Source organism: Pseudooceanicola aestuarii, assembly GCF_010614805.1.
Taxonomy (GTDB): domain Bacteria; phylum Pseudomonadota; class Alphaproteobacteria; order Rhodobacterales; family Rhodobacteraceae; genus Pseudooceanicola; species Pseudooceanicola aestuarii.
The window spans coordinates 1933015-1951163 of sequence record NZ_JAAFZC010000001.1; the positions used below are offsets into that span (position 1 = coordinate 1933015).

The 18149-nt window shown below is 65.5% G+C and carries 17 protein-coding genes; 8 read left to right on the forward strand and 9 right to left on the reverse strand.

Annotated features, from left to right (window positions below; translation table 11 throughout):
- Nucleotides 1-111: 111 nt before the first annotated feature.
- From G5A46_RS09215 to G5A46_RS09225, 3 genes are all read left to right on the forward strand, one after another.
- Nucleotides 112-2124: an NADPH-dependent 2,4-dienoyl-CoA reductase gene (locus G5A46_RS09215; protein WP_163849119.1), complete on the forward strand. Its 2013-nt coding sequence runs from the start codon at nucleotides 112-114 to the stop codon at nucleotides 2122-2124.
- 23 nt (nucleotides 2125-2147) lie between these two features.
- On the forward strand, nucleotides 2148-2615 hold the full coding sequence (locus tag G5A46_RS09220) for a nuclear transport factor 2 family protein (RefSeq protein ID WP_163849120.1): 468 nt from the start codon (nucleotides 2148-2150) through the stop codon (nucleotides 2613-2615).
- A 131-nt stretch (nucleotides 2616-2746) separates the two neighbouring features.
- A complete protein-coding gene (locus tag G5A46_RS09225) occupies nucleotides 2747-3280 on the forward strand; it encodes a PadR family transcriptional regulator (protein ID WP_163849121.1) in 534 nt (177 codons plus the stop codon).
- A gap of 82 nt (nucleotides 3281-3362) precedes the next feature.
- Here G5A46_RS09225 and G5A46_RS09230 read toward each other — a convergent pair whose 3' ends face one another.
- The 4 genes from G5A46_RS09230 to arsB are packed head-to-tail and all read right to left on the reverse strand — an operon-like array spanning nucleotide 3363 to nucleotide 6814.
- Nucleotides 3363-4646 carry an MFS transporter gene (locus tag G5A46_RS09230; protein ID WP_163849122.1) on the reverse strand — a complete coding sequence of 428 codons (1284 nt, stop codon included), beginning with the start codon at nucleotides 4644-4646 and terminating at the stop codon, nucleotides 3363-3365.
- Nucleotides 4643-5359: an arsenical resistance protein ArsH gene (gene arsH, locus G5A46_RS09235; protein WP_204318719.1), complete on the reverse strand. Its 717-nt coding sequence runs from the start codon at nucleotides 5357-5359 to the stop codon at nucleotides 4643-4645. Before arsH ends, G5A46_RS09230 begins: the two co-directional genes overlap by 4 nt.
- A complete protein-coding gene (locus G5A46_RS09240; protein WP_163849123.1) occupies nucleotides 5352-5771 on the reverse strand; it encodes an arsenate reductase family protein in 420 nt (139 codons plus the stop codon). Before G5A46_RS09240 ends, arsH begins: the two co-directional genes overlap by 8 nt.
- Complete coding sequence (gene arsB / locus G5A46_RS09245; RefSeq protein ID WP_163849124.1) at nucleotides 5768-6814, reverse strand: ACR3 family arsenite efflux transporter; 1047 nt, start codon at nucleotides 6812-6814, stop codon at nucleotides 5768-5770. Before arsB ends, G5A46_RS09240 begins: the two co-directional genes overlap by 4 nt.
- Before the next feature lie 120 nt (nucleotides 6815-6934).
- On the opposite strand from arsB, the gene G5A46_RS09250 reads away from it, so the two are divergent.
- Nucleotides 6935-7267 (forward strand): ArsR/SmtB family transcription factor, encoded by a 333-nt coding sequence (locus G5A46_RS09250; protein ID WP_163849125.1) that lies wholly within the window; start codon nucleotides 6935-6937, stop codon nucleotides 7265-7267.
- 229 nt (nucleotides 7268-7496) lie between these two features.
- Here the strand turns inward: G5A46_RS09250 and G5A46_RS09255 are convergent, their stop codons facing one another.
- From G5A46_RS09255 to G5A46_RS09275, 5 genes are all read right to left on the reverse strand, one after another.
- On the reverse strand, nucleotides 7497-9008 hold the full coding sequence (locus G5A46_RS09255) for a sugar ABC transporter ATP-binding protein (protein ID WP_163849126.1): 1512 nt from the start codon (nucleotides 9006-9008) through the stop codon (nucleotides 7497-7499).
- Nucleotides 9005-10006 (reverse strand): ABC transporter permease, encoded by a 1002-nt coding sequence (locus G5A46_RS09260; RefSeq protein WP_163849127.1) that lies wholly within the window; start codon nucleotides 10004-10006, stop codon nucleotides 9005-9007. Before G5A46_RS09260 ends, G5A46_RS09255 begins: the two co-directional genes overlap by 4 nt.
- Before the next feature lie 12 nt (nucleotides 10007-10018).
- Nucleotides 10019-10993, reverse strand: a complete 975-nt coding sequence (locus tag G5A46_RS09265; RefSeq protein WP_163849128.1) for an ABC transporter permease — start codon at nucleotides 10991-10993, stop codon at nucleotides 10019-10021.
- Between the two features lie 31 nt (nucleotides 10994-11024).
- Nucleotides 11025-11822: an SDR family oxidoreductase gene (locus G5A46_RS09270; protein WP_163849129.1), complete on the reverse strand. Its 798-nt coding sequence runs from the start codon at nucleotides 11820-11822 to the stop codon at nucleotides 11025-11027.
- A gap of 73 nt (nucleotides 11823-11895) precedes the next feature.
- On the reverse strand, nucleotides 11896-12846 hold the full coding sequence (locus tag G5A46_RS09275; RefSeq protein WP_163849130.1) for a sugar ABC transporter substrate-binding protein: 951 nt from the start codon (nucleotides 12844-12846) through the stop codon (nucleotides 11896-11898).
- Nucleotides 12847-13075: 229 nt separating this feature from the next.
- On the opposite strand from G5A46_RS09275, the gene G5A46_RS09280 reads away from it, so the two are divergent.
- The 4 genes from G5A46_RS09280 to G5A46_RS09295 all read left to right on the forward strand — a co-directional run bounded on the left by G5A46_RS09280 (nucleotide 13076) and on the right by G5A46_RS09295 (nucleotide 18149).
- Nucleotides 13076-14905 (forward strand): extracellular solute-binding protein, encoded by a 1830-nt coding sequence (locus G5A46_RS09280; protein WP_163849131.1) that lies wholly within the window; start codon nucleotides 13076-13078, stop codon nucleotides 14903-14905.
- Nucleotides 14906-14922: 17 nt separating this feature from the next.
- Nucleotides 14923-15732 carry an SDR family NAD(P)-dependent oxidoreductase gene (locus G5A46_RS09285; RefSeq protein ID WP_163849132.1) on the forward strand — a complete coding sequence of 270 codons (810 nt, stop codon included), beginning with the start codon at nucleotides 14923-14925 and terminating at the stop codon, nucleotides 15730-15732.
- Between the two features lie 63 nt (nucleotides 15733-15795).
- Nucleotides 15796-17094 (forward strand): M24 family metallopeptidase, encoded by a 1299-nt coding sequence (locus G5A46_RS09290; protein ID WP_163849133.1) that lies wholly within the window; start codon nucleotides 15796-15798, stop codon nucleotides 17092-17094.
- Between the two features lie 47 nt (nucleotides 17095-17141).
- Nucleotides 17142-18149 carry a thiamine pyrophosphate-dependent dehydrogenase E1 component subunit alpha gene (locus G5A46_RS09295; RefSeq protein WP_163849134.1) on the forward strand — a complete coding sequence of 336 codons (1008 nt, stop codon included), beginning with the start codon at nucleotides 17142-17144 and terminating at the stop codon, nucleotides 18147-18149.

Sequence of the window (18149 nt, forward strand, 5' to 3'; positions counted from 1 at the left end):
GATCTTGAGCGTCCACTCAAGCCCTGGCTCTGAAGGTGTCAATTGAAACATGTTGCAAAACCCGCCTGTCGGGATATTGTGCGCATAGTTGCATAAAGCAGGAGCCAGGCCATGTACGCCAAGCTGACCGAACCGATGGAGCTGGGATTCACCTCGCTTCGCAACCGTGTGGTGATGGGATCCATGCATGTCGGACTGGAGGAGGCGCCCAACGGGTTCAACCGCATGGGGGCCTTTTACGCCGAACGCGCGCGAGGGGAGGCGGGGCTGATCGTCACCGGCGGGATCGCCCCCAACGACCGTGGCCGACCGGCCAGTGGCGGCGCCAAGCTAACGACAGAGGAGGAGGCGGACCAGCACCGCGTCGTGACCGGTGCGGTCCATGCGGCGGGCGGCAAGATCGCCATGCAGATCCTGCATTTCGGACGCTATTCCTACCAGAAGGATCTGGTCGCCCCATCGGCCCTGCAAGCGCCGATCAACCCGTTCCGCCCCCATCCCCTGACGGGGGAAGAGGTGGAGGAAACGATCGCCGATTTCGTCCGCTGCGCCGCGCTGGCCCAACATGCGGGCTATGACGGGGTGGAGATCATGGGCTCCGAAGGGTACCTGATCAACGAATTCATCGCCGCCCGCACCAATCACCGCACGGATGAATGGGGCGGCAGCTATGCCAACCGCATCCGTTTCCCGACTGAGATCGTGCGCCGCACGCGGGACCGGGTGGGGCCGAATTTCATCATCGTCTACCGCCTGTCGATGCTGGACCTGGTGGAGGGCGGATCGACCCTTGAGGAGGTGATAGAGCTGGCCCGCGCGATCGAGGCGGCCGGCGCCACCATCATCAATACCGGCATCGGCTGGCACGAGGCGCGCATTCCCACCATCGCCACCAGCGTGCCGCGCGGCGCCTTTGCCTGGGTGACCGGACGACTGATGGGGCAGGTCTCCGTACCGCTGGTGGCCAGCAACCGCATCAACACCCCCGAGGTGGCCGAGAAGCTGCTGGCCGACGGTGTCTGCGACATGGTCTCGATGGCGCGGCCCTTTCTGGCCGATGCGGATTTCGTGCGAAAGGCGCGGCAGGGCCGGGCGGATGAGATCAACACCTGCATCGCCTGCAATCAGGCCTGCCTGGACCATACCTTCAGCGGCAGGCTGACCACCTGCCTGGTCAATCCCCGCGCCTGCAACGAGACAGAGCTGATGATCCCCCCTGCCGAAACCCCGCGCCGCCTGGCCGTGGTCGGGGCGGGGCCTGCGGGCCTGTCGGCGGCGGTGACGGCCGCCGGACGCGGCCACGAAGTCACTCTGTTCGAGGCGGCGGACCGCATCGGCGGGCAGTTCAACATCGCCCGCCAGATCCCCGGCAAGGAAGAATTCGCCGAGACGATCCGCTATTTCTCTCGCCAGATCGAGTTGACCGGCGTCACCTTGCGGCTGAATACCCGTGCCACCCCCGACATGCTGGCCGGGTTCGACGCCGTGATCCTGGCCACCGGCGTCACGCCTCGGGTGCCTGACATCCCCGGCCTGGATCATCCCAAGGTGTTGGGCTATCTTGACGTGCTGCGCGACAAGGCGCCGGTGGGGCGCCGTGTGGCGGTGATCGGCGCCGGGGGGATCGGCTACGACACCTGCGAATACCTGGTGGAGGAAGCGGCCTCCGGCACGCCGCCGGATCGCGATGCCTTCTTCCGGCATTGGGGCGTCGATCCCGCCTACAGGGATCGCGGCGGCCTGCGTCCGGCCGAGGTCCAGGGCACCGGCCGGCAGATCCACCTGTTGCAGCGCGGCGGCGGCAAGCCCGGCGCCCGGCTGGGCAAGACCACCGGCTGGATCCACCGCGCCACGCTGAAGGCCCATGGGGTCAAGGTCGCGGGCGGCATCACCTATCGCCGCATCGATGACGCCGGCCTGCACATCACCCGCGACGGTCAGGACAGCGTGCTGGAGGTCGACACCATCGTCATCTGCGCCGGTCAGGAGCCCCTGCGGGATCTGCAGGAGGGGCTGGCCGCGCAGGGCACCGAAACCCATCTGATCGGCGGCGCGGATGTGGCTGCCGAACTGGACGCGAAACGCGCCATCGACCAGGGCACCCGCCTGGCCGCCGCGCTTTGACCCTTGCCCCACAGGAGGATCCCATGACCACAGACAACGCCGCAGCCGACGCCACCGCGATCGGCGCCCCCGTCACCCTGCATGCCGCCGCACTGCGGTCGCTGGAGATCTGGCACCAGGCCGTCGCCGCCAAGGACATGTCACGGCTGGCCGAGATCACGCATCCCGATGCGGAATTCCGCTCTCCCGTCGCGTTCAACGCCTACCACAGTGCCGAAGCGCTGCACTTGGCGCTGTCCACGGTGATGGAGGTCTTCGACGATTTCACCTACCACCGGGAGGCCGTCGCCACCGACGGTCACAGCGTGGTGCTGGAATTCAGCGCCACCGTGACCGGCAAGGGCGTGCGCGGCATCGACTTCATCAAATTCGACGCCGAGGGCCGGATCACCGAATTCGAAGTGATGATGCGCCCGCTGAACGGCGTGCAGGCGCTGGCCGCCGAGATGGGCCGCCGACTGGGCGCCACGCTGCCGTCGTTCAAGGCCTGACAGAGCCGCGCGCCGGGGGCGCCCCATCGGGTGGCCCCGGTGTCGCAATGGCTTGCACGGGGGGGCAGGATACCGCAAAAGGGTGCGGTTTGTCACGTTTCCGATGATAGTCCGGCGAGGACCGCGTTTCCATGTCCCTGACCCACGCCCTGTTGACCGCGCTGATCGAACGCCCCGGCTCCGGCTCGGAGCTGATGGACAGGTTCAACCGCTCCATCGGGTTCTTCTGGCAGGCGACTCACCAGCAGATCTACCGGGAGCTGGGCCGGCTGGAACGCGAAGGCCTGATCGAAAGCACCCCGGTCGGCGGCGCGCGCGGTGGCAAGAAATCCTATTCCGTCCTGCCTGCGGGTCATGACGCGCTTCGCGCCTGGGTCGAGACGGAAACCGCGCCGCCCCCTGTGCGTGACGAGCTGATGGTGAAGCTGCGTGCGGAGGCGGTCGTGGGCCCGACCGGCCTGGCGGAGGAGCTGGTCCGCCTGCTTGCCCGGCACGAGGCGCAGCGGGCGCTCTACCTGGCGATCGAGACGCGGGATTTCGCGGATCGCGAGATGACCCGGAACGACCGGCTACGCCACCTGGTCCTGCGCGCCGGGCTGGAGCATGAGACCCGCCGCATCGCCTTCTGCCGCGACGCGATCGCCCTGCTGCGCGACCCCGCCTGACGCGCCGCCACGGTCAGTCGTCCTTTCGCGATCTCCGTGCCCATGCCAACGACCCGCCGCCGCGCGCCATCCCCGCCTGCGTCTACCCCCGCGCGGCCACCCGGACCCGCAGGGCCAGCAGCGCGGCGCAGGCCAGCATCGCCAGGCCCAGGGCCACGCGCAGCGCCAGGTCATAGCCGCCGATCTGCCACAGCACCGATCCCGCCTGTGGCGCCAGCGCCCCGCCCACCAGGAACGGCACCGCCATGAAGCCCGCGATCAGGCCAAAGGCGCGTCGGCCCAGAACCTCGGCCATGACCACCGGTTTCAGGATGCTGATCAGCCCGAAGCTGGCGCCGAAGATCACCGCGAAGGCAAAGGCCGCCGCCGGCACGGTCTTCACCAGGAACAGCAGGACGGAGATCGCGCAGACGATCCCGCCAAAGGACAGGACCGCCACGGTCAGCGGTGCCACCCGGTGCCCTGCCATCATCAGGGCCAGCCGCCCCGCCACCTGCATCGGCCCGAACAGGGAGGCCGCCAGCACCGCCTGTCCCAGGCTCAGCCCGGCGTCGGTCAGAATCGGCATGACATGGGCCAGTACCAGCCCGTCCGCCAGTCCGATCAGCGGAAAGGCCGCGAAGATCAGCCAGAATTCAGGCCGGGCGCGGGCGGCGCGAAAGGCAGCGCGGTCTTCCTGTCGCCGCGCGGGGGCGTGGTCGTCCGCGGGGCAGCATTCCAGCATCGTTGCCCCGGCATGCAGCGCCGGTACCCCGATCAGCGCCACCACCCCCGCAAAGCACCAGACCGCCCCGCGCCAACCCAGTGTTTCCGCCAGAAACGCCCCCGACGGGTAGGCGAGGGTGGAGGCAAAGCCCGCCACCAGCGTGATCCGGGTGATGTTGCGCCGCGCGTCCGCGCCGGTGGTCCGCGTGACGAAGGCAAAGCAGGGATCATAAAGGCATGTTCCCTGCGCCACCCCCAGCCCCAGCCAGGCCATCAGGAACACCGGGTAGCCGGGCGCGCTGCCCAGCACCAGCAGCGCGCAGGCGCCGATCCCCATCCCGCCGGACAGCAGCCAGCGCCCGCGTCCCGCATCCACCGCCCGCCCCGCCAGCGGCGAAACGGCCGCCCCGGTCAGGATCGCGCACATGAAGGCAAAGGTCAGCCAGCCCTTGCCCCAGGGCAGTGCGTCCTCCCAGGCCAGCAGCAACGCGGCAAAGATGTAGTACATCCCGCCATAGCCGATGGTCTGGCCGATCCCCAGCAACCAGATCGCCCTTTTGCGGGCCCGGTCGGGCGCACGCAGGGCATAGCCGTGGGGGTCAAGCCCGGTCTGCCTCCAGGCGCGGTCGATTCCGTCGCCAAGGCGGACCAGCAGGCTCACGTCGCGGCACGGGCCAGGTTGACCCGCCGGGACAGGGCCGCGTGGCTTTCGGCGCGTTCAGAGGCGCGGTCGACCAGGTGGTTCTTGATATCGCGGGTCAGCAGGGTGAATTTCACCAGCTCCTCCATCACGTCGACGATACGGTTGTAGAACGGCGAAGGCTTCATCCGGCCGTCCTCGTCGAATTCGTCCCAGGCGCGGGCGACGGAGGATTGGTTGGGAATCGTCAGCAACCGCATCCAGCGCCCCAGGATTCGCAGCTGATTGACCGTGTTGAACGATTGCGACCCGCCGGACACCTGCATCACCGCCAGCGTCTTGCCCTGGGTCGGGCGCACGCCGCCCAGGGACAGGGGGATCCAGTCGATCTGGCTTTTCATGATGCCGGTCATGGCACCATGCCGTTCGGGGGAGGACCAGACCATGCCTTCGCTCCAGGTCACGAGGTCGCGCAGCTCTGCGACCTTGGGGTGATCGGGCTCCGCCGTGTCGGGCTGAGGCAGGTCGCGCGGATCGTAGATGCGGACCTCCGCGCCCAGGCGGGCCAGGATGCGCGCTGCCTCCTCGGCCGCAAAGCGGGAGAAGCTGCGCGCCCGCAACGACCCGTAGAGAATCAGGATGCGCGGGGCATGGGTGCTTGGGGATGCGGGGGCCAGGGCCTTGGGATCTACCGGTTGGATGTCGGTCTCGGCGAGGATCGGGGTGTCAGTCAACGCGCTCTCCGTTTGCGTTCAGGATCATCTGGCCATCTTCCTTGTGAAGCGGCCCGGCGGGCAGCTGGTCCAGCAGGTCCAGCACGGTTTCGGAGGGGCGGCACAGGCGCACGCCCCGGGGGCTGGCGACCAGCGGCCGGTTCACCAGGATCGGATGCGCGATCATCGCGTCCAGCAGCTGATCGTCGGTGATGTCCGCCGCCAGCAGACCCAGGGCCTCCGCCGGAGAGCGGCGAATCCGCAGCGCGGCGCGCGGGGTCAGCCCGGCGGCGGCGAACAGGGCCAGCAATTGGGGCCGGGTCCAGCCCTCGGTCAGGTAATCGATCACCCGCAGGTCGGCCCCGCTGGCCCGCAGGATGGCCAGCACGTTGCGCGAGGTGCCGCAATCGGGATTGTGATGCAGGACGATCATGCCGCCCCCTCCGGGAACCGGCTGCGCGTCCGGTTGGCAAAGGCCACCAGCGACAGCATCACCGGCACTTCCACCAGCACGCCCACCACCGTGGCCAGCGCGGCGCCGGAATTCAGCCCGAAGAGGGAAATCGCCACCGCCACCGCCAGTTCAAAGAAGTTCGACGTGCCGATCATGGCACAGGGCGCGGCGATCTTGTGCGGCACTTTCAGTGCCCAGGCGGAGCCATAGGCCAGGGCAAAGATGCCATAGCTCTGGATCAGGATCGGCACCGCGATCAGGGCGATGACCAGCGGCCGGTTCAGGATCACCTCGCCTTGCAGGCCGAACAGGATGGCAACGGTCGCGACCAGCCCGATCATGGAAACGGGTTTGATCCGGGTGGTGAACCGTTCGATCGCTTCGGCCGAACCCAGGATCCGCCGGGTGATCAGCCCCGCCACCAACGGCAGCACGACATATAGCAGCGTCGCAAGCACAAGGGTGTTCCACGGCACCACGATATCGGTCACGCCCAGCAGCAGCGCCACGATGGGGGCAAAGGCCACGACCATGATCAGGTCGTTCACCGACACCTGCACCAGCGTGTAGGTGGCATCGCCGCGCGTCAGTTGCGACCAGACGAACACCATCGCCGTGCAGGGCGCCGCGCCCAGCAGGATCAGACCCGCGGTGTATTGGGCTGCGTCCGCGGGGTCGATCCAGGGGGCGAAGACATGGTCGAAGAACAGAACCGCCAGCAGCGCCATGGTGAACGGCTTGACCAGCCAGTTCACCGCCAGCGTGACCAGCAGGCCCCTGGGCTGTTTCGCCACCCCCGCCACGGCGCCGAAATCGACGCTGACCATCATCGGGTAGACCATGGCCCAGATCAGCACCGCCACCACCAGGTTGATGGAGGCGACTTCCGCCGCCGCGATGGCCTGCACCAGGCCGGGCGCCAGCACGCCGAGGGCCAGGCCCGCAATCATCGCCAGGGCAACCCAGAGGGTCAGCAGCCGCTCGAAGCGGCCCATGGGGGCGGGGGGGGCTGTGTCGGACATCTGCGGCCTTTCCGATCGGGCTGTCATCAATTCGTCATTTCGCGGAATCGCGAATTGATTGCGGCATAACGAGGTGTGGGGGTGCTTGTCAAGATCCTTCGTTTCGCGTATTCACGAAACATGGATCAACCCGTCGCCATAGACGCGCTCAGCGCGCTTGCCCATGACACGCGGCTGGCCATCTTTCGGTTGCTGGTGCAGCGCGGCCCCGAGGGGACACCCGCGATGGAGGTCGGCCGCCTGCTGGATCTCAAGCCATCGACCCTGTCCGGTCACCTCGGCACGTTGAAACGGGCGCGGCTGGTCACCACAGAGCGTCAGCACCGCGAAGTGCTGTATGCGCCGAATTTCGAGGCAGTGAACGGGCTGGTCAGGTTTCTGTTGCAGGATTGCTGCTGCGGCGACGCGGCGGCCTGCGCGGGGGTCATGGCCGGAGTGCCCCCGTTGGAGTGAGGGGCCGGGGGCGGCGGGTCATCCGGGTCATTCGGGGCGCCCGGCAATGCTGCCCGCCGATTTTGCCCACTGACTTTTCCCCGCCGGCGCTGCCCGGCGCGGTGGTGGGGGCAGGGGGGCGGTGAATGCCGGCTAAGGGGCGCCGCCACAGGCACGGTCTCCGCCCGCATTCTTCCCATTGGCAGCCCACCCCGTCTTCACGTTGGCCCGTTCTCACGCTTACCCGTTCTTATGCGGCCTTGTCGGGGGAGATGCCGGATATCGCCTGAATCAGGTTGTCCTCCGTCACTTCGTCAGAGGTGAACGTTCGCATGATTGTCCCCGAATACATCGCCACGATCCGGTCGGAGACATGCAGAACCTCCGGCATTTCCGAACTGATGACGATCACCGCGTAGCCCTGCGCCGCCAGTTCGCGGATCAGGTTGTGGATCTCGGACTTGCTGCCCACGTCGATGCCGCGCGTCGGCTCGTCCACGATCAGCACGCGGGGGGCCATCGACAGCCATTTGCCGATCACGATCTTCTGCTGGTTGCCGCCGGACAGGTTGCCGACCTGCTGTTTCCAGCCCGGCGTGCGGATGTCCAGCCGCGCGCGGTAGCGGTCGAAAATGGCGATCTCCTCGCCCTCGGCGACAAAGGGGCCGGAGGTCAGCGTATCGACCTGCGGCAGTGTCATGTTGTCCCGGCAATTCATGCCCAGTACCAGCCCCTGCGCCTTGCGATCCTCGGGGACCAGCGAAATGCCGTGGGCGATGGCATCGACGGGGGAGTCGATCCGCACCTCCTGTCCGTCCAGGTGGATGGTCCCGGCCGACGGCGCGCGCAGGCCGAACAGCGTTTCGGCGATTTCGGTGCGCCCGGCGCCGACCAGCCCGTAGAAGCCCAGAACCTCCCCCCGGCGCAGGTCGAAACTGATATCCCGGTACAGATCGCCACAGCGCAGGCCCCGAACTTCCACCGCGACATCGCCCAGCTGGTGGTGGGTCTGGTTGCGGGTCAGGTCCAGCTTGCGGCCGATCATCATCTGGGTGATCGCGTCCTCATCCGTTTCGGCCGTCGCGACAGAACCGCGATAGCTGCCGTCGCGCAGCACGCTGATGCGGTCGGTGATCTTGAAGATCTCTTCCATCCGGTGAGAGATATAGATGATCCCGACGCCCTGTTCCTGTAGCCCGGCGATCACGTCGAACAGCACCACCTTTTCCGCATCGGTGAGGGAGGCCGTCGGTTCGTCGAAGATCACCGCCTTGGCATCGACGGTCAGGGCGCGGGCGATCTCTACCATCTGCTGATTGGCGATGGAGAGATCGCCGACGCGGGTGCGTGCGTTGAAGCCGACCTTCAGCCGGTCCAGGATCGCATCGGTCCGGGCAAAGAGCGTCGCCCAATCGACCAGGCCGAACCGTTTGCGCGGCAGTTCGCCCAGGTAGATGTTCTCCGCCACGCTCAGCTCGTCGGAGAGGCTGAGTTCCTGGTGGATGAAGACGATGCCCTTGGCCTTGGCCTCCAGCGGGGAGGTCATGACCACGGGACGCTCCGCCACGATGATGCGGCCTTCCTCCGGTTGGTAGATGCCGCCCAGAACCTTCATCAGGGTGGATTTCCCGGCGCCGTTCTCTCCCATCAGGGCATGCACCTCGCCGGGCATGACGGTCAGGGACACGTCATCCAGCGCCCGCACGCCGGGGAAGGTCTTCACGATGTTTTCCAGACGCAGGACGGGGGTCACTTCGGTCATACCTTCAACTCCTCTTTCCCCTTGATGTTCAACTGGCGGTCCAGAAACAGCACCGCGATCAGGATCAGGCCGATGACCAGGTTCACCGTCTCCGTATCCGCGCCGATATGGGCCAGTCCCTTGCGCAGCAGCTGGATCGCCAGCACCCCGCCAAAGGTCGAGATGATCGAACCGGCGCCGCCCGTCAGCTTGGTCCCGCCCAGGACGACAGCGGTGATCACCCACAATTCGTAAAGCCCGCCGTCATTGGGATTGACCGAACCGGATTCGGAATAGAACACCACCGCCGACAGCGCGGCCAGAAAGCCGATGATCATGAAATTGATCATCATGTGCGGCCCGACCCGGATGCCCGCGTTCACCGCCGCTGTCCGGTTGTCGCCGATGGCATAGGCGTTGCGCCCGTGCACGGTGCGGTTCATCACGAACCAGATCACGCCGGTGACCGCCAACAGGAACCAGGTCGCGGTGTGCAGGCCCAGAAACTGGGCCTCCGCGAAATCGACCAGGGTCCAGTTCAGGTGGCTGGTGGGCTGTTCGCCATTATACATGAAGACCAGACCACGATAGCCCAGCATCGAACCCAGCGTCACGATGAAGGCATCAACACCGGTCTTCCACACGATCAGCCCGTTCAGCGCGCCCAGGGCCAGCCCGGTCAGCAGCGCCAGCGCCCAGGCCATCGGGATCGCCCCGTCGCCCATCCCGGCGAAGATCGGCCAGGTCATGCTGTCCAGCAGCACGATCGCACTAAGCGCATAGGTCGCGCCGACGGACAGGTCGATATTGCCGTTCACCATGACGATGGTCATGCCCATGGCGATGATGCCGATGGGGGCCGATTGCTTGAACAGCAGCAACATGTTGTCGAGGTCCAGAAACGCCTTCTGGCTGACCGACATGAATTCGCCGGCGACGGTGAAGAAGATCAGTTCCAGCAGGATGAAGCCCCAGATGGCGCCGCTCTTGAGAAAGGTGGACAGGGTTCCGGGTTGCATATGCGTTCCTCCTCAGGCGATCGGGGACCAGAGCTTGCCGCGCTTGGCTGCGATATCCAGCCAGACCGCAAGGATGATGATGACCCAGGTCACGACGAACTGGACGTAGAATTGCAAGCCGACCAGCAGCAGGCCGTTCTGGATGAAGCCCAGGATCAGCACCCCGATCACCGTCTTGAAGATCGTGCCCGATCCGCCCAGCAAGGAGGCCCCGCCCAGGATGACGGCGGCCAGTACTTCCAGCTCCAGCCCCTGACCGACGGTGTTCTGCGACCCCAGCGAGCGGCTGGCCTGGATCAGCCCGGCGATGGCGACGCAAAACGCGCTGAGCAGATAGCAGGTGAACACCACCCGCGCCCGCCGGATGCCCGAGAATGTCGCGGCGGTGCCGTTGCCGCCCACCGCGTAGACCTTGCGCCCGAAGGGGGTGCGCGCCAGCACGATGCCCAGCCCTGCCGCCAGCAGGGCAAACAGCAGGATCGGCACCGGAATCCCCAGGGCCTCGCCCTGGCCGAAGACCTTGAACCAGGTGCCTTCCTTGTCGGCGATATCCATGTTCTTGCCGCCCGACCAGGTCAGTGTCAGCCCGTGGATCGCCGACAACATGCCCAGTGTCACCACCAGGGAATTCAGCTTCAGGTATCCGACGAGAAACCCGATGACGGCGCCCAGGCACAGGGTCAGGGCGAACATGGCGGGGATGGCCAGCGCCGGGCCGATCTGGTCATGCAGGTCCAGCACCAGGATGGTGGAGAAGGACATCATCGACCCGACCGACAGATCCAGGTTGCCGCTGATCACCACGAATGTGACGCCCAGTGCCATGACGCCCAGAATGGCCGAGGATCGCACCACCCCCATGATATTGTCGGGATCGACGAACCGCGTGTTCGCGATAGTGAATCCGATCATGAACAGGGCAAAGGCCAGCAAGATGCCTTGCCGGGCCAGAAAGCCGCCCAACCGTTCCTTTGTCATCGTGGTCATTGTCCCCCTCCTTTCGCGGCCGTTCGGGCCGTCAGACCAACACCATGCCGCCGTCGATCATCACGATCTGGCCGGTCATGTAGTCGCTGTCCTTCGACGCCAGAAACGTCGTGGTGCCGGTGATGTCCTGCGGTGTGGCCACACGGCCGCGCAGGATGCCGGCGGAAAAATCCTGCATCGCCTGTCCCGGCTGCGCGGCGGCGCCGATTGCCACCAGATCCTGATCCACCTGCTCCCACATCTCGGTGGCGACCACGCCCGGGGCAAATCCCGTGACGGTGATATCATGTCTGGCCAGATCGCGGGCACCCGATTGGGTCAGCGACACGACCCCCCATTTGGAAGCGCAATAGGGGGCGACGTTGTCGAACCCCTGCCGACTGGCGACCGAGGCGGTGTTGATGATCTTGCCCGGTGTGCCCTGACGGATGAATTGCTGCGCCGCCTCCTGCATGCCGATCAGGCAGCCAAGGCCGTTCACCTCCATGATGAAGCGCCAGTTCTCCTCGGTCACGTCGAGGAAGTTCATCGGCTTGTTCACGCCCGCGTTGTTGAATTTCACGTCCAGCTTGCCGAATGCGGCGACCGCGTGGTCGATCATCGCGCGCACCTCGGCGCGCCGGGTCACGTCGACAACGGCATGCGTGACCTTGCCGCCGCCGCGCCGGGCGCGGTCGGCGTTGTCCTGCGCGGTGCGGGCGACCAGATCCCCGTCGATATCGGCGAAACAGACATCCGCCCCCTCGTCCAGCAGGGCCTCTGCAATGGCGCGGCCAATGCCACGGGCTGCGCCGGTGACGATGCAGGAACGGCCGGAAACACGGGCCATGGATCCCCTCCCCAATGCGATCTTGGCTGTGAAGCACGGACGCAGCCGCAGCCGCGTCCGTGCTGTGCGGATCTCAGAAGACCGGCTTGGTGTAATCGCCCATATTGTCCTGGGTGATCTTCGGGGTATCGAAATAATTGAGGAACGGCAGCTCCTGGCCTTCGAGGGTTTCAATGGCCGTTTTCAGGGCCGCCTTGGCGTCATCGACAGGCGACTGGTAGATCGATCCCCAGTATTCGCCGCGTTCCATCGCCTCGTATCCCACGGCGAAATTGGTCGCGCCGACAAAGATGATGCCGTCCCGACCCGCCGCCTTGGCCGCGTTCAGGGCACCGACGCCCATGTTGTCATCGCCGGCATAGACGCCGTCGATATCGTCATATTTCACCAGGAACGCTTCCATCACCTTCTGCGATTTCTCCCGGTTCCAGTCGCCGGGCTGGGTTTCCACGACGCCAACGTCGGGGCAGACCTCGGGCAAGCGGTCGTCGAAGCCCTTGGCGCGTTCGATCGCGGTGGTGTAGCCGGGCTGGCCGGTGATGTGGACCACCTGGGCCTCGCCTTCGATGCCCATGTCCTTGAACTTGTCGCACATGATCTCGGCGGAGCGGGCGCCCTGCGTGATGTTGTCCGGCCCCGAGAAGGAGGCGACGAAATCGAAGCCGGCTTCCGCGATGTTGGAATTGGTGACGATCACCGGGATGCCGGCCTTGTGGGCCTTGCGTACGGCGGGGATCACCGCCTCGCCATTGGTGGGCCAGATGATGATCGCGTCGACTTCCTGCTGGATCAGGTCTTCCATCTGGGCGATCTGGCGCGCCACGTCGCCGCCGGCGTCCAGAACGACGGCCTCCACGTTCTCGTTCGCGTCCGCCGCCTCGATAAAGGCCTTCTCGTAGGTGGTCTGGTAGCTGTCCACCCCGACGTTGTTCTGGGTGATGCCGATGGTCATCGTCTCTGCGGACGCGGCACCGGCCAAGGCCAGCGCGGCGGTGGATGTGGCTAGGATCGTGCGAATGGTCATGTTGGTTTCCTCCCTGGGGTCATTCTTAACGTGCCTCCCCCGCACCTCCAGCGGGGGAAAGCCATCCGGTGCGTTGGATGACTGCGTGGATGACTGCGGCAAACCTGCCGATCCGGCACGATCGGGGATGCATCAAGGATATCCATAATGGATATTTTCCGATCCGGAACGGACATTTTCGCGATACGGTCGGCTGGCCATTTTGAACATTTTGCCAGGGAGGGCCGCAATGCCCGAATCCGATCGATCCAAAGTGAACAAATCCACAGGCGCCACCCCGCCCCGCAGCCGCAAGGTACGGACCTATCCGATGAACGCGATGAGAGGACATGCCGACAGTTACCTGGTTTCGCCACGGGCGAAGTCTGACCTGCTGCGCATCCTGACCTTTCTCGAGGATCTGGGCGGTGAAATCGAAAGCGCGATGGAGCTGTTCGCCCCCAACCCCTACCTGCGGATGACTCAGCACCTGATCCGGGGTCACCTGGAAGCGCGGACCGTCACCCGGACGTCGTTGATCGGAGCCAGTCAGGCGCCTTATGCCACCGCCACCCGGCGCCTGAACGAGATGCTGGAAGCCGGGCTGATCGACCAGCGCCCCCGCACGAAGAGCGGCAAGAGCTATTCCATGCATCCCAGCGAAACCCTGCTGGATCACTGGACGCAAATGTCCGGCCGGGTCGCGCGGCTGGCTGAAACCCAGTTCGGTGGTCAGGCGCGGGCCGACGACAGCCGCGATTACTATTTCGGCGGCTCCTACATGTCCGCCCAGCCCATCCCGCCGCTCAAGGTCCTGTCCGAACCGCTGAAGATTTCCGGCGGGCTGCGGGTGCTGGTGCATGGCGATCCGACCTTCATGGTGATGGAGAACCTGAAACGGCAGTTCGAGCAGACCATCGGCACCCAGATCCATCAGCGCGCCTTTTCCATCGACCGCCTGCGCGAGGAGGGCAAGCGCAACGCCGAGCGCAAGACCAGCCGGTATGACATCATCGCGCTGGATCTGCCGTGGATCGGGGAATTCGCCACCGACGGCATCCTGATGCCGCTGGAAGAGGCGATGGACATCGCCCGCCTGGACCCTGCGGATTTTCACACCGCCGGGTGGAAAGCGGCGCATTGGGGCGGGCGGCTGTACGGTGTGCCGGCGCAGACGACGCCGGAGCTGCTGTTCTACCGCCGCGATCTGTTCGCCGAAACGGGGCTGGAACCGCCGGCGACCACGGACCAGCTGCTGCATGCCGCGCAGACGCTGCACGCGCCGCAGCGAGGGCGCTACGGCGTGGCCTGGAACGCGGCGCGGGGCACGGCGCTGGGCCATACGGTGCTGATGACCATGGCCGATTTCGGCCAGCCGGTGCTGGATCTGCCACGCATCGCCGGCGGGTTCGAGACCGATCACCTGGCGCAGGGCGCCTATCGGCCGACCATCGACACGCCCAGGGGGCTGGAGGCGGCGGAATTCCTGATGGAGCTGCTGCAATATTCGCCGCCCGACATCCTGTCGATGTCCTGGTACGAACGGGTCCGCCCCTATGCGGCGGGCAATATCGCGATGGCCTATGGCTACACCCTGCTGGCGCCATATTTCGAGCTGGACGAGACCTCTCCCGCCTATGGGCAGACCGGCTACCTGCCGCATCCGTCGGTGCCCGGCGCGCCGCAGGTGGCGCCGGTGGGGGGCTACGCGATGGGCATTCCGGCCAACCTGCCGCCCGACCGGGTACCGGCGGCGGTGGAGGCGCTGATCGTCTTTACCTCGCCCGGCGCGCAGAAACTTTATGTCCAGAACGGCAGCCGGACCAATCCGCGCTATTCCGTCGCCTCCGACCCGGAGGTGCGCCGCGCCTCGCCGATCTTCGCGGCGGTGGATGCCATGTCCTGGCGCGACGAGTTGCAATTCTGGCCGCGCCCGCCGGTGCCCGAAATCTGCGACATCATCCAGATCTGCGGCGAGGAATGCCACGACATGCTGCGTGGAATCCTGACCCCGCGCGAGGCGCTGCGCCGGGCGCAGGCCCGTGCCGACGCCGTGCTGCGACATCCAAGCACATACTGACCCGAGGAGGAACGCAAATGGACCCCAACCGCCTGCAAGGCAAGAACATCCTGATCACCGGTGCCGCGCGCGGCATGGGGGCCGCCAATGCCGAAAATTTTGCCGCCCAGGGCGCGAATGTCTGCCTGGGGGATCTGGACCTCGACGCGGCACAGGCGCTGGCCACGCAGATCAACGCCGCCGGAAACGGCCGCGCCATCGCCGTGCGCATGGACGTGACGCAACGCGCCGGCAACGCCGCCGCCGTCGCCGCCACGGTGGAGGCCTTTGGCAGCATCAACGTCGGGGTCTTCAACGCAGGGCTGAACAAGCCGCGGTTCTTCATGGATATCGATGAAGACAACTGGGACATGATCATGAACGTCAACACCAAGGCGATGTGGTTGGGAATGCAGGAGACCGCTCGCCAGATGATCGCCCAGGGCCCGATGGAGGATCACCCTTACAAGTTGATCAACGTCGGCTCCATCGCGTCGCGCAAGCCGCTGGTGGATGTGACCGTCTATTGTACCTCGAAATACGGCTGCCTGGCGCTGACCCATTGCGGCGCCATCGGCCTGGCCGAGCACAAGATCACCGTCAACGGCTACGCGCCCGGCGTCGTCGTCACCCCATTGTGGGAACAGCTGGACAAGGACCTGGTCGACATCGGCTTCAAGGAGCGGGAGGGCCAGGCCTATGACGATATCGTGCGCGACGCGCTTCAGATCAAGCGGGTCTCCTACCCCGACGATATCGTCGGCACCGCGTCGTTTCTGGCCAGTGACGACAGCGATTACATGACCGGCCAGATGATCCACATCGATGGCGGCTGGTGCATCCAGTAACGCCCTGAACGTCCAAATTTTGCAACGAAATCAACGGGTGCCGCTGCACCCGGAGGAGACGCCATGTCCCGCGCACTGACCCCGAATGTCCTGACCCCGCAGGATCTGGAACCGAATTGGCAATGGGAGGGGCGCTTGCCCGCCTGGGGGCCGACCCAGGTGGATTTCGAACGCCGCATCGACCACGACCGCCTGCGCCGCTATCGGCTGAGCCGGACCCATCAGGCGTTGAAGGCCAGCCATGCGGGATCGCTGCTGCTGTTCGATGTGAACAATATCCGCTACGTCACCGCGACCAAGATCGGCGAATGGGAACGGGACAAGATGTGCCGCTTTGCCCTGCTGACGGGGGATGACGCGCCGCATGTCTGGGATTTCGGGTCCGCCGCCGTGCATCATCGCAAATATTCCGACTGGCTGATCCCCGACAATTGCCATGCCGGTGTCGTGGGGATGCGCGGCACCATCCCGCCCAGTTTCGGCCTGATGAAGAAATACGCCCGCGACATTGCCGGTCTGATCGAGGACGCGGGCATGAAGGGGATGCCGGTCGGCGTGGATTACGCCGAAACCGCCATGTTCGAGGCGCTGAAAGAGGCCGGGCTGAACGTGGTGGACGGCCAGCAGATCATGCTGTCGGCGCGGGAGATCAAGAACTGGGACGAAATCCAGCTGCTGACCCAGGCCGCCAGCATGGTCGATGGCGTCTACCATCGCATCTATGAGGAGCTGAAACCCGGCGTGCGCGAGAACGAGATCGTCGCCCTGTCGAACAAGCTGCTTTATGAATGGGGGTCCGACGATGTGGAGGCGATCAACGCCATCTCGGGCGAACGGTGCAATCCCCATCCGCATAATTTCACCGACCGGATGTTCCGTCCGGGCGATCAGGCGTTTTTCGATATCCTGCAATCCTATCAAGGGTATCGCACCTGCTACTACCGCACGTTCAACATCGGGAAATCCACCCCCCCGCAGGTCGATGCCTATGTGAAGGCGCGCGAATGGATCGACGCCTCGATCCAGGCGATCCGGCCCGGCGTGACCACGGATCAGGTGGCAAAGCTGTGGCCCAAGGCCGAGGAATTCGGCTTCCCGGACGAGCTGTCGGCCTTTGGCCTGCAATTCGGTCACGGGCTGGGGCTGGCGCTGCACGAACGCCCGATCATCAGCCGCGCCGTATCGCTGGAAAACCCGATGGAGATCCGGACCGGCATGGTCTTCGCGCTGGAAACCTATTGCCCCGCCACCGACGGCTATTCCGCCGCCCGGATCGAAGAGGAAGTCGTGGTCACCGACACCGGCTGCGAGGTCATCAGCCTGTTCCCGGCGGAAGAATTGCCGATCGCCAACCGCTATTGACCGGCGCCCGGCGCCGCGCGCGCCACCCGATGTGACAGGAGGACACGATGGCCAGCCCGAAAACCAATACCGAAGATTACCTGCGCATGTACCGTCAGATGGTGCGTATCCGCATGTTCGAGGACAACGCCAACCAGCTGTATCTCTCGGCCAAGATGCCCGGTCTGACGCATATGTACAGCGGCGAGGAAGCCGTCGCCGTGGGCATCTGCGAGGCGCTGAAGGTGACGGACAAGATCACCTCGACCCATCGCGGCCATGGCCATTGCGTGGCCAAGGGCGCCGAATACCGGCAGATGTTCTGCGAATTGCTGGGCAAGGAAGAGGGCTATTGCCGGGGCAAGGGCGGGTCGATGCATATCGCCGATCAGTCCAACGGAAATCTGGGGGCCAACGCGATTGTCGGCGGCTCCATGGGGATCGCGACCGGGGCGGCCTTTACCGCGAAACTGCTGGGCCGGGACGACGTGGCAGTCTGTTTTTTCGGCGATGGCGCCACGGCGCAGGGGCTGATGTACGAGGTCATGAACATGGCCGCGCTGTGGTCCCTGCCTGTCATCTATGCCTGCGAGAACAACGGCTATTCCGAATATACCCGCACGGAGGAGATCGCCGCCGGGTCCATCCTGGACCGGGCCCGTGCCTTCGGGATCGAGGCGCATCAGGTGGATGGGCAGGATGTTCTGGCGGTCAACGATCTGGCCCAGACCCTCGTCGCACGCGCCCGCAAGGGGGAGGGGCCGTTCTTCATGGAACTGATGACCTATCGTTACCACGGCCACCATGTCGGTGACATCAACCGCGAATATTACCGCTCAAAGGAAGAGGAACGGGAGTGGACGGAAAACCGCGATCCGATCACGCGGTTCCGGGCATGGCTGGTGGAGAACGGCATTACTTCGGAACAGGAGGTGGAGGAAATGAACAGCCAGATCCGCCAGGACGCTGAAGCGGCCGTCGAATACGCGCTGGCCGCCCCATATCCCGACGCGTCGGAGGTCGACATGCATGTCTATGACGGCACCGCCCACGCGCTGGCCAATGACACAGCCTGA